12 protein-coding genes are annotated in these 13,689 nt (G+C 35.7%); 5 read left to right on the forward strand and 7 right to left on the reverse strand.

Annotated features, from left to right (window positions below):
• Positions 1–10 precede the first annotated feature (10 nt).
• On the forward strand, positions 11–3,709 hold the full coding sequence (locus tag ACFSR1_RS13200) for a T9SS type A sorting domain-containing protein (protein WP_378293221.1): 3,699 nt from the start codon (positions 11–13) through the stop codon (positions 3,707–3,709).
• A 65-nt stretch (positions 3,710–3,774) separates the two neighbouring features.
• Positions 3,775–4,260 (forward strand): hypothetical protein, encoded by a 486-nt coding sequence (locus tag ACFSR1_RS13205; protein ID WP_378293223.1) that lies wholly within the window; start codon positions 3,775–3,777, stop codon positions 4,258–4,260.
• Between the two features lie 5 nt (positions 4,261–4,265).
• On the opposite strand, the gene ACFSR1_RS13210 is transcribed toward ACFSR1_RS13205, so the two are convergent.
• From ACFSR1_RS13210 to ACFSR1_RS13235, 6 genes are all read right to left on the reverse strand, one after another.
• Positions 4,266–5,384 carry a DNA helicase PriA gene (locus ACFSR1_RS13210; protein ID WP_378293225.1) on the reverse strand — a complete coding sequence of 373 codons (1,119 nt, stop codon included), beginning with the start codon at positions 5,382–5,384 and terminating at the stop codon, positions 4,266–4,268.
• Between the two features lie 100 nt (positions 5,385–5,484).
• The gene (locus ACFSR1_RS13215) at positions 5,485–6,621 is read right to left on the reverse strand and encodes an SPFH domain-containing protein (RefSeq protein WP_378293227.1); all 1,137 of its coding nucleotides are present in this window, start codon (positions 6,619–6,621) and stop codon (positions 5,485–5,487) included.
• Positions 6,622–6,765: 144 nt separating this feature from the next.
• Positions 6,766–7,362 carry a hypothetical protein gene (locus ACFSR1_RS13220; protein WP_378293229.1) on the reverse strand — a complete coding sequence of 199 codons (597 nt, stop codon included), beginning with the start codon at positions 7,360–7,362 and terminating at the stop codon, positions 6,766–6,768.
• 121 nt (positions 7,363–7,483) lie between these two features.
• On the reverse strand, positions 7,484–7,954 hold the full coding sequence (locus ACFSR1_RS13225) for a hypothetical protein (protein ID WP_378293231.1): 471 nt from the start codon (positions 7,952–7,954) through the stop codon (positions 7,484–7,486).
• A gap of 120 nt (positions 7,955–8,074) precedes the next feature.
• Complete coding sequence (locus tag ACFSR1_RS13230) at positions 8,075–8,620, reverse strand: hypothetical protein (RefSeq protein ID WP_378293232.1); 546 nt, start codon at positions 8,618–8,620, stop codon at positions 8,075–8,077.
• 125 nt (positions 8,621–8,745) lie between these two features.
• Entirely contained in the window at positions 8,746–10,434 is a 1,689-nt protein-coding gene (locus tag ACFSR1_RS13235) for an ABC transporter ATP-binding protein (RefSeq protein ID WP_378293234.1), read from the reverse strand.
• A 129-nt stretch (positions 10,435–10,563) separates the two neighbouring features.
• Here ACFSR1_RS13235 and ACFSR1_RS13240 point away from each other — a divergent pair, with 129 nt between their 5' ends.
• Genes ACFSR1_RS13240 through ACFSR1_RS13250 form a run of 3 tightly spaced genes read left to right on the forward strand, consistent with a single transcriptional unit; the run spans position 10,564 to position 13,038 of the window.
• Positions 10,564–12,033, forward strand: a complete 1,470-nt coding sequence (locus tag ACFSR1_RS13240; protein WP_378293236.1) for a sensor histidine kinase — start codon at positions 10,564–10,566, stop codon at positions 12,031–12,033.
• 2 nt (positions 12,034–12,035) lie between these two features.
• Complete coding sequence (locus ACFSR1_RS13245; protein ID WP_378293238.1) at positions 12,036–12,239, forward strand: DUF4177 domain-containing protein; 204 nt, start codon at positions 12,036–12,038, stop codon at positions 12,237–12,239.
• A gap of 16 nt (positions 12,240–12,255) precedes the next feature.
• Complete coding sequence (locus ACFSR1_RS13250) at positions 12,256–13,038, forward strand: enoyl-CoA hydratase/isomerase family protein (RefSeq protein ID WP_378294508.1); 783 nt, start codon at positions 12,256–12,258, stop codon at positions 13,036–13,038.
• Between the two features lie 59 nt (positions 13,039–13,097).
• Here ACFSR1_RS13250 and nadD read toward each other — a convergent pair whose 3' ends face one another.
• Complete coding sequence (gene nadD / locus ACFSR1_RS13255; RefSeq protein WP_378293240.1) at positions 13,098–13,679, reverse strand: nicotinate (nicotinamide) nucleotide adenylyltransferase; 582 nt, start codon at positions 13,677–13,679, stop codon at positions 13,098–13,100.
• Between the last annotated feature and the right edge of the window lie 10 nt (positions 13,680–13,689).

A 13,689-nucleotide genomic window follows, 5' to 3' on the forward strand; every position in this document is an offset into this window, starting at 1 on the left:
TTAACTCAATATGAATTCAACTTTACGAAGCCTCGTCCGAGGCGTTAGCGCATTCGCAGTTATTCTAACAACGTATACGGCAACCGCTCAGGCGCAGCAGTTGCATACAAGTGCACAACAACAGCCTGTAAAAGGTCATCAGCTCTACAAGCAGACCAAAATGTTTGATAGCAAGAAAGGATCTACGGATTCTAAAACTCCTCTGGAACGTCAAGCAGATAATGCACAGGAAAGAGCAGCCTATGAGCTTATGAGGTTAAAAGATCCTAAAACAGGAAAAATACCAAATGGAATTAGAAAAGCAGAACTTCAATTCACGAACAAAATTAGCACGAGTGATGATTCTAAAAATTCTCTTTCAGCAGTTCCAAAATCTTCCAAATCAAGTAGTTTTTCTTTTTGGAAAAATAGAGGACCATTTAATGTTGGAGGACGAACCCGTGCATTAGCAATTGATAGCGGAAATGAAAACATAATTCTAGCCGGAGGAGTTTCCGGAGGATTATGGAGAACAGAAAACGGAGGAGAAACCTGGAGAAAAGTGACAAGATCTTCTCAAAGTCCTAGCATCACAGCTATTGCACAAGACCCAAGGCCAAGACATAGTCGAACTTGGTATTATGTTTCTGGAGAGCGTTGGGGTAACTCTGCAAGTGCCGGAGGAGCATTTTATCAAGGAAGTGGAGTATATAAATCACGTGATGGTGGACGTACCTTCCGATTGTTAGAGGCAACTGCAAATCCAGATGTTGGAATCTTTAGTACTAATGAACCTTTTGATCTTATTAACTCAATAGTAATTGATCCTAGAAATGGTGATATTTATTTGGGAACTATTACAGGTATTCAAAGATCTCAGGATGGCGGTAACTCATTTACAGAAGTATTAACAGGAGGTTTTGATAGCAAAGCAGAAGTTGCTATTACTTCTACTGGTCAAATATACGCTACCATAGATTCTGATACTGATCCTACAGCAGGATTTTTTACATCCTCTGATGGAGATACCTGGACTAATATTACGCCAGAAGGCTTTGTACCTGTATATGGGAGAACAGTGATGGGAATTGATCCTTCAAATGAAAATACTGTGTATTTTCTTACTCAAAATAATAGTGGAGGAATTCCTGCATTGCTAAACAGATATGATGCAGCCTCAGGAACATGGACAGATTTAAGTGTAAATTTACCATTTGGAATTGGCGGTCGCGTTGGAAACTTAAATTTGCAAGGTGAGTACAATATGATTGTAAAAGTACATCCAACAGATAGCAATATGGTTTTTGTTGGAGGAACGAACGTATATAGATCCACAACAGGATTCACAACTCCAGCCGGACAAGAAAGCTGGATTGCTGGATATTCTCCTTTAAATAACGTGAGCCTTTATACAAATCAACATCCTGATCAGCACGCTTTATTATTTTTCCCTTCAAACCCAAATAAGGCATTGTCGGGTAATGACGGAGGAGTTTTCGTAACAGAAGATATCACGGCAACAAATGATGGCGTTGAACCTGTAAGTTGGACTTCTTTAAACAATGGTTATATCACCACACAACCTTATCACGTAGCCTTTGATCCTGAGCCTAACACAGATGACTTAGTTGCAGGATTTCAGGATAACGGTACTTGGTTCACGAATTCTACGGATTCTAATGCTATTTGGGAAGAAGATTTTGGTGGAGATGGTGCATATAGCGCAATAGCAGACAATGGTAGAACTCGTTATGTTTCTTCTCAGCGTGGAAATGTCTTTAGATTTAATTTTGATGAAGAAGGTAACTTTGTTTCTTTTTCAGCTGTAGAGCCTGCAGGTGCAACAGGTTTTTCTTTTATCAATCCATTCATTCTTGATCCAAATAATGATAATATCATGTATATGCCGGCAGGAAGCTCGATTTGGAGAAATAATGATCTTGATGGATTGCCACTATTTACCAATACAAATGCAACAGAAAACTGGGTAAATGTTTCAACTACATCAACTCCAGACGGATCTTCAATTACTGCTTTAGAAGTTTCAAGATTTCCTGTTGCAAACAGGTTGTACTACGGTACTAATTCAGGCCTTGTTTTTAGAATGGATAATGCCAATATAGATAACCAACAAGCAGTAGATCTTTCTACAGGTAAAGGTTTACCACAAGGGTTTGTAAATGATATCAATATTGACCCATCTAACGCAGATCGGGTGATCGTTACTTTTTCTAATTATGGAATCCCAAGTGTATTCATAACTGAAGATGGAGGTGAAACCTGGACGGATATAAGCGGAAATTTAGAAGAAAATGCAGATGGAACAGGTAATGGACCTTCTGTTAGAAGTACAGCTTTCTTAGGAGGAAGTACGGGAGTTGCTGGTCCAAGATTACAAAGAATATTTGCTGCTACTAGCACTGGTTTATATTCTACAAGAAGATTAAATGGAACAAATACAGTTTGGAGAAAAGAGAATTTTGCCATAGGTAATGCAGTGACTGACGAAGTGGTTACCAGAAAAGATGGATTTATAGCTGTAGCAGCTCACGGAAGTGGCTTATTTAGTGCTCGTTTTCCAATAAACGCAAATCCATTACCAGAAGCTTCATTAACTACTGCATTTTTATTAGATGATTTTGGGGTTAACGAAAATAGTGCTGAAACAATAATCGATATAACAGGATTGTTTGTTCAATCACAGGGATTACCAATCGATATTGAGCTAACCAATTCTAATCCTGATTTGGTTACCGCAGTATTATCAGGTGATACTTTGACACTATCCTATGCTCCTGATAGTATTGGAGCTGCTTCTATTGGATTGATTGCTTCTTCCGGAGAGGAACAGGTTTCAGAAGGTTTTACAGTAACAGTATCAGAGCCATCTATCTATGAGCAGACAAACCCTCAAATAGGAACATTACCATCTCAGAATTTCTTAGATTTTGGCGGATTAGCCCAGTCTGCGGATGATTTTACTATTCCCGAAGGTAATACTTGGGATATTGATAGAGTATTAGCTTTTGGTGGAACACGAGGAGCTCCTTCTTTTGATAATGTTACTATAGTGATTTATGAAGATAATGCTGGATTGCCAGGAGATGAGATTTATAATAGTGGAGGGATTGCACCAATTTCTGAATTAAATGATGCAAATCTTAATATTTTACTTCCGGAAATAGTAACGCTGGAAAGTGGTAAATATTGGATCTCAATATATGTGAATCTTGCTTTTAATCCTGGTACAAATCAGTGGTTCTGGGCTTCGCAAGATAATGTTATAGGAGAAGAGTCTCAGTTTAGAGATGCAGCAAACATCTTTGGATTGGGAGCAACAGATTGGTCAACAGCATCAGTGGTATTTTCAAGAACGCCATTGGATCAAACTTTCCAGATTTTTGGTGATATCATAAGCACTGATATAGAACCAATCGGTCCTGAAGCTGAAGCTCCATTGACAACTCTGAATTTAAATAAAGATATTTCTGTATATCCAAACCCATCGAATAACGAGTTTTTCTTCAACCTTGGAGATACTATCTCAAAATCGAGTCAAAAGGTAAGTATAGAAATATTCAATAGTACCGGAAATTTGGTACATACGATATCGGACGTTAATACAAGTGCTAATATTACTTGGAACGCTTCACGCTTATCCTCTGGTATATATTATGCAAAAGTTTCGGGGTTAAGTACAAACACTGTTGTTAAATTACTTAAAAAGTAATCTTAAATAACAAGAATTATCAAAAAGGAGTTGATTTAATTAACTCCTTTTTTTATTTTAAGGCTATGAATAAAGCAATATATCTAGGGTTGATTATAATTTTGTTTTCCTGCAAATCGAATACTGGTATAGCTCAGGAAAAAGAGGAAAATAATCCTGATAAAACACCAATAGAAAAACCAAAGTTTGGAGATTCAAATGACAATGATCGTACTAAATTAAAGTTCATTGATAACAACCAGATTCCACCAAATACGGTGCATCTAAATGCTGTTTTATTAGAAGTTTCTGAAGACAAGGTTATTTGTAATGTTTCTGGTTCCACTACTGTCAAAGTAAAAGTAAAACAAGTTGTAGGTTCCGGCTCAGGAATTGTGAATATGGTTTCTGCTAATCAAGAAGTTGTTCTGACACTAAGAAAAGCTTCTAAAAATCGTACTTCTTTAAAAGCAAAATTAGAGAAGGAGTTTTTTATAATTGCAAAAGAAAAACCTTGCACTGACCTTAGTAAAACTATATATGAAATAATTAGTTTCGAATCTAAAAATTGATTTTGTTATTGTTGATTTCCGTAGGTGTCTGCTAACCATACAATCAGAGCAATTACTGCAATAATAAAAAGGACAAAGAAGAATATTTTCCAGAAGGAATAGGGTCTTTTTCCAGATATCTTGCCAGTCTGACCATTGACAAAGAAATTGTATTTCTTTCCACTATATTGATATGCGCTGATGTAAACAGGAAGTAGAATGTGTTTAAATGTTTCTTCTGATAGACTCATATTTATTGAATGTACTCGTTGCGTATCACCGCCAATATCGTGGCGTGCCCAGGAACGAGCTATTCTTTCGGCTTCTTGTGTAGAAGATAAATGACCATCTTTTAGAGGGATCGTATATTTTTCTGTAACAAATCCGGCAAGATAACTAGTGTTGAAGGGTTCCAGAGTCTGAAGGTTCCAATGAGCGATTTTAGTAGGTATTGGATTTTTACGCTGATGCGAAGCTTTTATCAAAGTATCATCTACAAAACCGCTAACGTTACCACTAGCAGGAGTCCAACGCGTTCTTCGTTCTTGCCTTGTCCGTTGTACAGTCTTTCCATTCACTGTAGTGGTATAAGGCACACTTACATAATAATAATCTCCTCTTTGCCCGGTATAGGTAGCATATAACTGTGCATCAAAGGTCCAATAAGGCAGATATAGGCCTTTGGTGTGTTGAGGATCTAAAGCAGCCTTTTTTAAATTATTTGGAGCAAACCATAATCCTTTGACCCATTTAGAAAATATCTGATGCGATTTTTTTTGATCAAATTGAAATGGTAACACGGCCCCAGGAAGTATCCAATCTTCTTTGTAAGCATCTTCTATAATCAAAGGCATAGTGCAGTATACACAATGCAATGATTTATAGTTTTCTTCGATATGCTGGTTGGCACCACAGTTTTTGCAATGTAACATCATGATCTCTTCAGAATGAGAAAGAGATCCCATTTCATCGAGATAAGGTTTTAATTCTAGTTCCTGAAAACCATCTTCATTTTGTACAATAGTTTCTTCATGGCCGCAATAGTCACAGGTAATCTGAGTAGTTCCGGGTTTGTAAGTTAACTCGGCGCCACAATTAACACAAGATTTTTTTTGTTCAGAAACTGCTTTTTTTTCTTTTTCCATGTAGGAATTTACTAACTTATTATACTAATAAATGTTCCTTCTTTCGCCTTAGGCGGAAGAAGGTAAGGATGAGGGTGTTTTTCAAAATAAAATTATTTTCCTAATTACTTGGTAATGGTGGAGGAGTGCTACCACCTAAGAATGATTTTAATTCTTCAACATCTTTGATAGCTGTCCAATTGGCCATTCCTTGTTTCCAAACGAGAGAGTCTTTATTCACTGTTCTGTTTGCAAATAATGCTTTTAGTTGATCAAATGATACAGGTCCGGCTTGTTGACCATTAACAGCATAAAAATATTGAATCTGAACAGGCATTGGTGGAGGAGCCACTGGAGAGGTTTGCTGAGGTTGCATTTGCTGTTGTGCAGCCATAGGATTCATCATACCACCCATTTGTTGTGCTAGTACAAATCCCATTCCCATTCCCATTCCAGCACCAGCTGTTCCACCTTCATTGGCAGCAGCAGCTTCAATAGCTTTAGCAGTTTTAAACTTTGTTAATTTATCAAGGTCCAACTTATCGATTCTACTATACTCAAAGATTTCTTTTTTCAAATCTTCTGGCATAGAAACATTTTCAATAAAGAATTTTTCTAAAGAAATACCAACAGAATTAAATTCTGGTTGCATTACCTCTTTACAAGTTTCGGATAATTCGGTAGTATTGGCAGCATACAATTCTATAGGGAAGTTAGCTTCACCTACGGTGTCGGTAAATCTTGTAGAAATTAAACTTTTGAGATGCTCATTAATTTCATAATTGGTAAAATTGGCATCAGTTCCAACAATATCAACAATAAATTTTCCAGGATCATTGATTTTAAAGGCGTAGGTACCAAAAGCTCTGATCTCTACCAATCCAAAACGGTCATCATTAAGAGTAATCGGGTTTTTTGTTCCCCATTTTTCATCCGTAAACAGCCGTGTATTTACAAAATAAACTTCTGCTTTAAAAGGACTATTAAAACCATATTTCCATCCCTTTAAAGTCGTTAAAATGGGCAGGTTCTGCGTGTTTAAAGTATACGTTCCAGGTTCAAATACATCTGCTAATTGACCTTCATTGACAAAAACTGCTGTTTGCCCTTCTCTAACGATCAATTGAGCACCATTTTTAATTTCATTTTGATAACGCTCAAATCTATGTACAATGGTATCCTGTGTATTATCTAACCATTCTACAATATCTATAAATTCGTTACTAAGCTTCTTCTTTATTTCGTCAAAAATTCCCATTGGTACGTTGATTTTTAATTTGTGTTCTAAAGCTACAAAATAGCACGGTTGTGTAAAAATTAATTTTGGATTTAATTAGAAAAAGGCAAACCTTAATACGATATGCGTATTAAGGTTGCAAAGTACAAAGAAGGGTAGTAAGGATTAATCTTTAAGATGATAGGCTTCTTTTACAGCGTTATAATCAGAATAATCTATGGAACTACGACCTACATTGATATTAGGTGGAATAATAACATATCTTAATTTAGCCCCCCTTGTAGGATCAATCTGAAACTCAGTTAAATCACCACTTAAGGCTCGAGCTGTTATAATTATGTCTGAAGCAGCAGCACTACCACTACCATAACCAAATGTAAATTGGGCGCCTCTGAAATTTAAAACAGGTAGTTGATACGTATTGCCATCTCCAAAACCTGAATAATATACCAAAATCACATGTGTATCTCTGATACTTGTTGCGCTCGGCAACTCTGGTGGGAAATCTATGAGCATAAATTTTACCGAAGCCGAGGATCCTTCAAAATTCGCAGGAATCCAATCGCTATATATTACTTCTGCGTTTCCATCTTCCCCATCTTGTCCATCCGCACCGTCTTGTCCGTCAGCTCCATCTTGACCAGCGATACCCTGTGGCCCTTCTACACCGTCCATTCCGTCTTCTCCATCACAAGAGCTAGAAGTTAATACCATAGCAAATGCTATTATAAAATAGCTTAAAAATTTCATTGTCGTTTTCATTTTTTACGTTTTAATGTTTCCTATTAGTGTAGCTTGAATGTGTTAGGTAAACATCAAATACAAAAAAACCTATCTTCAACTTACAGATAGGTTTTTTTGTATTTGAAATAAGTTGATTTTATTAGTCTAGATCGTAATATGCTTGTACTTCTTCATAATTACTAAAATCAATAGCACTGGCATCTGTACCTTCTACTAGTACAAATCTTAATCTAAGATTGGATTGGGTAAAAGTTGCTCTTAATGTAATTCTACCAACTTCTATCTTGTCAATTTCCAGAATGATATCTTGTCCAAGACTTAGAGGCAATACCTCCCAATAGTCATTTCCTGTTACGGTTACATATGCGTATACAATTCCTGTATCATATATTTCTTGAGTTAATTGAGGGACGTCAAAAATGGTATCTCCATTATTTAATGTTTGATTTTCTAATAAAACGGAAACTACATTAGCGTTTCCATCTTGTCCAGCTGGTCCTATTGCTCCATCAAGTCCGTTGGCACCATCTTCTCCATCACAAGAAGCGGTTGTGAATACTAGAGCAAAAGCCATCATCACGTACGTTAAAAATTTCATTGTTGTTTTCATCATTTTAAGTTTTATAGTTTATGATTAGTGATACCTTTTGCTAAGAGGTAAACATTTGGGTTTAAAAAAACCTATCTGAAGAATCTAGATAGGTTTTTTAAAGTCATAATTATGATGATATCAGAGACCGATAACTTCTGTGTTTTGTTCATCGATATAAATATTCAATGTCTTTTCTGTAGTATTCGATACTCCATCCAATCCTCCAAAGTCTTTGACAAGAAAAGAAAATGCGATACTTACAGACTCTCCATTTGTCACCAATTTACCTGCCAAAATATTTCCCGTAGTTGGGTTTGTTTCATCGCCATCCCAGAAAATTATACTGGAAAGGAATGTAGCCGCAGTATTTTGCCAAGGAGCGGGTATATCTGTAGAAAATTCTATGTAATCATGGGGATATTGCCAGGAGATTCTTTCTACACCACCAGAATCGGCACCAGAATAGATAAAATCGTATTCAGTATCTGTGCGTAAATTTAGTTGTAATCTGGAAAAATCATCGTCTTGGTTAAAGGTTCGATTAAATCCATCTCCTGAGATATTGAATGTAAAAGTAGGAGCAGTAATGTCAGTTTCCGGGATATCAGTTTCACACGATACAAATAATAGTATGACCAATGCAAAAAGGATCCTTTTCAATTTTGTAACAATTAGTGTTTTCATCTTGTTAAGTTTTATTATTTAAACTTAGTATTGATGAATAGGAACAGGTCAACCCCTATAATTAAAAAACGGTAAATTTTAAGAAATGGGAGTAGAGACGAATTAATACTTTTATTAAGTGTATACTAGATACCTTTAGGTATTGCATCGATCAACTTTTTTGTATATTCTTTCTTTGGGGCTTCATAGATAGTATCAGCATCTCCTTGCTCTTCGATTTTACCTTGATTCATAACCAATAATTGATCAGACATGTATTTTACCACAGCAAGATCGTGAGATATAAAAATATAGGTAAAGCCAAACTTTTCTTTGAGTTCATTTAATAGATTTAGTACTTGTGCCTGCACTGATATATCCAATGCACTCACTGATTCATCGCAGATGATTAGTTTTGGTTGGAGTGCAATGGTTCTTGCTATTCCTATTCTTTGACGCTGTCCACCACTAAATTCGTGGGGATATCTATTAAAAAAATTCGGATCTAATCCTACTCGTTCTAACAGCTCAATAGTTTTTTCTTTTCGTTCGGCATCAGTAGTATATAAATTGTGGGCTTTCATAGGTTCCATGATGGCCTTACCAATAGTCAAACGAGGATTAAGCGAAGCAAAAGGGTCCTGGAAAATTAATTGAATCTCTTTTCTTAAACTTCTGATTTCTGCGGAAGAAATTTTTGTGATATCCTGACCTTTATATAAAATCTCACCACTATTAGCTTTGTCTAATTGCAAAATAGCATTACCCAAGGTAGATTTACCACATCCTGATTCGCCAACAAGCCCTAGTGTCTCACCTTCGTACAGTTTGAAACTTACCCCATCGACCGCTTTAAATTCTTTTTTACCAAACAATCCAACCTTAGAAAAAAAGATCTTTTCTATATTTCTTACTTCTAATAAAGCAGGCTTGCTGTATAGTTCTTTATGATGTTCTGTTCGTTGTATTTTAGAGATAATAGCTCTTTCCTTTTGCTGATCCTCCAGATAATCTTTGATGGTTGGTAATGTTTTGAATCTTACGTTTAACGATGGTCTGGCATGAATCAGTGCTTTGGTATAATCATTTTGAGGATTATTAAAGATCTCTTGTGTAGTTCTGTACTCCATCATTTTACCTTGATAAACCACCAAAACTTTATTGGCAATTTCTGATACTAGTGATAAGTCGTGAGAAATAAAGAGAATACTCATTTGGTATTCTTTCTGAAGATCTTTTAGTAAACCAATAATTTCTTTTTGAACTGTTACGTCTAATGCTGTTGTAGGCTCATCGGCAATAAGTAGTTTTGGCTTACAAGCTATCGCCATTGCGATCATGATACGCTGTTTTTGCCCGCCACTTAGCTCATGAGGATAAGCATTATAGGCACGAAGACTGTCAGGAAGTTTTACTTTTTCAAATAATGATAAAACTTCAGTTTTAGCTTCAGCTTTAGATAAATTGGTATGTTGTAATAGAATCTCTGCTACTTGTTTACCACATTTCATAGAAGGGTTCAAAGAACTCATAGGTTCCTGAAAGATCATTGCAATCTCATTACCACGAATGGATCTAAGTGTTTTATCTTCCAAATCAAGTAGAGAATAATTTTCATATAAGATTTCCCCCGAAACTTTGGCTGTATTTGCTGGAAGTAAACCCATAACTGCAAGAGAAGTAACCGATTTTCCACTTCCTGATTCTCCTACAACACCCAAAATTTCATTAGGATGAATATCAAATGAAATATCATACAATACCTGTGTTTCTGTTTTCTCAGAAGCAAAAGAAACGTTTAGGTTTTTTACAGAAAGTAAAGCATTGTTATCCATAGATTCAAAACTAAGTAAATTTAACCAATTCCTCCTAAAGAAAAGAAATGTGGTTGTGTGCTACTCTGGGTTTCCTTTTTGAAACTATTTTGGTGCGATATTTGTTATATTTACGTCTCAAAGAATACTATGAAGCTTACCAAACTCTCTCTTAGAACGAGGATTTTTATTTCTATGACCGTATTAGTTTTGTTAGCTTCTGTCTTAGTTGCTGCCATTACGGTGTATCAGTATAAAGAAGAGGCAGAAGACTATCATCGTGAGCGATTAGAAAGAAAAGAAGAGCGAATTAAAATTGCTATCAATAATGCATTAAGAAGCACCACATATCCCGTAACTGAGGAAAATGTTGCTTTAATTTTCAGAGAGAAAAAAAGAATTAATCAGATATCTCATGAACATTCATTACCCATTAATATTTATAACCTATCGGGTAAATTATTAATTAAGTCAGAAGAGACCTTCGTTAGTGATACTACTGATAAACAGTTGAATCAGCATATTATAGACACTTTAGATAGTGGATATGAAAAAAGGTATTTAGGGGTATCTGAGAAAAATGGAGAACACTTTTTATCTTCTTATACATATATCAAAGATGATAAATCAAAGCCATTGGCGATACTTAATTTACCATATCTCGAAGACGACAATTTCTTTTCCAGAGAATTATGGGAGTCTTTAAAAAGGCTTGGTCAGGTTTACCTATTGATGTTACTTATTGCAATAGTCCTTGCATATTTTCTGTCAAAATATATTACCCGATCTCTTAAGACAATTTCTGATACGATTGATCAAACCCGCTTAGATAAACGAAATAAAAGAATTCGAATAGGAGACTCTAGCGATGAAATTTACTCACTTGTCAGTGCGTATAACAGTATGATCGATGAATTGGAAGAAAGTGCAGCGATGCTTGCAAAAAGTGAGCGTGAAGCTGCCTGGAGAGAAATGGCTAAACAGGTGGCCCACGAGATTAAGAACCCATTAACACCAATGAGGTTAACTGTTCAAAGTTTCCAACGAAAATTTGATCCTAGTGACCCTAATATTGGACAGAAAGTAAAAGAGTATAGTGATACGTTGATTCAACAGATTGATACCATGAGTTCTATTGCATCGGCATTTTCTAATTTTGCCCAGATGCCGGCACAGAAAAGAGAAACTTTGGATGTAGTAAAGGTTGTGGGATTGGCACTGGATATTTTTAATGAAGACTATATTATTTTTCCATCAGAAAAAGAAGAGATCATTGCCAAATTTGATAGAACACAATTAATACGTGTAGTAACAAATTTGGTGAAGAATGCAATACAAGCCATACCAGAAGATCAGACTCCTAAGATAATGGTTAATGTTTTTACAGAAAAGGATAATGTTGTTATTACAGTTGCGGATAATGGAATAGGTATAACCGAGGAGAATAAAAAAATGGTTTTTGAGCCAAAATTTACAACCAAAAGCAGTGGTATGGGTTTAGGATTGGGTATGGTAAAAAATATTGTGGAAACCTATAACGGAAGTATTACCTTTACATCTCAGGAAGGAAAAGGAACGGTTTTTAAAGTGAAATTTCCAAAAGAACAGCAAATCAAATAACTATGAAAGAGTATAAATTAGAATCCTTGATTTATTATTCAAAATTAACATTGGATAAAGAACATATCTTAAAATCGTCTTCTAAAGACATTCAGGCAAAACTGGATTTTTATAGCAAAGATGGATGGAGGTTGGTATCCACAGATGTAGAAGATTTTGGGATCGGGATGTATTTCTATTTATACTTTGAAAGGGACATAAAATAATAAACAAACAACATACATAATGCATACTAATATTCTCGCATCTCATCAAAATGGTATCACAACTATTACCATTAATAGACCCTCAAAATTAAACGCACTTAATAAAGAAACAATTCAGGAGCTTCACGATGCTTTTGATACTGCTAACAAGGATATCAAGACTAAGGTTATTATCATTACCGGAAGCGGAGAAAAAGCTTTTGTAGCTGGGGCTGATATTAGCGAATTTGCAAATTTTTCGGTAGATCAGGGAGGCCAATTGGCAGCAAAAGGACAGCAGTTGCTTTTTGATTTTGTTGCAAATTTATCTACGCCTGTCATCGCTGCGGTAAATGGTTTCGCGCTTGGTGGAGGATTAGAGTTAGCGATGGCAGCTCATTTTAGAATTGCGAGTGATAATGCTAAAATGGGATTACCAGAAGTTTCGCTAGGTGTAATTCCAGGCTATGGAGGTACACAACGTTTACCACAATTAGTAGGTAAGGGTAGAGCCATGGAAATGATTATGACTGCAGGAATGATCGACGCCAATCAAGCATTGAATTATGGATTGGTGAATCACGTGGTTCCACAAGAAGAGTTATTACCATTAGCAGAAAAAATAGCAAGTAAAATCATGAGGAATTCCTCGGTAGCGATTGGAGCAGCTATCAATGCAGTAAATGCAGCTTATGAAGATGGTGTCAATGGTTTTGAAACAGAAATCAAAGAATTCGGAAATTGTTTTGGAACCGAAGATTTCAAGGAAGGAACTACAGCATTTTTAGAAAAAAGAAAAGCTGATTTTCCTGGGAAATAGTTGAAAATTGCAATAAGATTCAGACCTGTCAGGTTTCCAAAACCTTACAGGTTTATTTTTTATCTATAAAAATTCATCTCATCAATATACTCCCATACTTTATGTGGTAATAAAGGCCTTATGTTTTTATCTTCAGGAATCGCTTTTCGGATAAAAGTAGAAGAGATTTCCATAATCGGAGCAGCGACTTTATGAATTTTCGGATGATCTTTAAATTGATGATCTGTTACTCCTTCAGAAATACGTGGATATACATAAATGTGATGATTTTCTAAAATCACTTCATAGTTTTTCCATTTATGGAAGCTTTTTAGATTGTCTTCGCCCATAATCAAATTAAACTGATAATCAGGATATTTTTCCTGTAGATGAACTAATGTGTTCACAGTGTAATTAGGTTGAGGTAGCTTAAACTCTATGTCGCTGGGCTTTAGTTTGGGATACGATTCTGTTGCGCGATATACCATTTCTAATCGATGGTTATTATCTAGCAAAGAGTTTTTCTTCTTAAATGGATTATGAGGAGTGACTACCATCCAGATTTCATCCAGATCTGAGTATTCGGCCATATGATTGGCAATAGCCAGGTGACCTATATGAATAGGGTTAAAGGTACCGAAATATAAACCTATTTTTTTCACGTACAATAGT

This window comes from Aquimarina rubra (genome assembly GCF_042684305.1).
GTDB classification, from domain to species: domain Bacteria; phylum Bacteroidota; class Bacteroidia; order Flavobacteriales; family Flavobacteriaceae; genus Aquimarina; species Aquimarina rubra.

Excerpts from the sequence above, each read along its gene's own strand:
- ACFSR1_RS13215 (WP_378293227.1), bottom strand. The coding sequence starts at position 6,621 with ATGGGAATTTTTGACGAAATAAAGAAGAAGCTTAGTAACGAATTTATA.
- ACFSR1_RS13240 (WP_378293236.1), top strand. The coding sequence starts at position 10,564 with ATGAAGCTTACCAAACTCTCTCTTAGAACGAGGATTTTTATTTCTATG.
- ACFSR1_RS13210 (WP_378293225.1), bottom strand. The coding sequence starts at position 5,384 with ATGGAAAAAGAAAAAAAAGCAGTTTCTGAACAAAAAAAATCTTGTGTT.
- ACFSR1_RS13225 (WP_378293231.1), bottom strand. The coding sequence starts at position 7,954 with ATGAAAACAACAATGAAATTTTTAACGTACGTGATGATGGCTTTTGCT.
- ACFSR1_RS13205 (WP_378293223.1), top strand. The coding sequence starts at position 3,775 with ATGAATAAAGCAATATATCTAGGGTTGATTATAATTTTGTTTTCCTGC.
- ACFSR1_RS13235 (WP_378293234.1), bottom strand. The coding sequence starts at position 10,434 with ATGGATAACAATGCTTTACTTTCTGTAAAAAACCTAAACGTTTCTTTT.
- ACFSR1_RS13200 (WP_378293221.1), top strand. The coding sequence starts at position 11 with ATGAATTCAACTTTACGAAGCCTCGTCCGAGGCGTTAGCGCATTCGCA.
- ACFSR1_RS13230 (WP_378293232.1), bottom strand. The coding sequence starts at position 8,620 with ATGAAAACACTAATTGTTACAAAATTGAAAAGGATCCTTTTTGCATTG.
- ACFSR1_RS13245 (WP_378293238.1), top strand. The coding sequence starts at position 12,036 with ATGAAAGAGTATAAATTAGAATCCTTGATTTATTATTCAAAATTAACA.
- ACFSR1_RS13220 (WP_378293229.1), bottom strand. The coding sequence starts at position 7,362 with ATGAAAACGACAATGAAATTTTTAAGCTATTTTATAATAGCATTTGCT.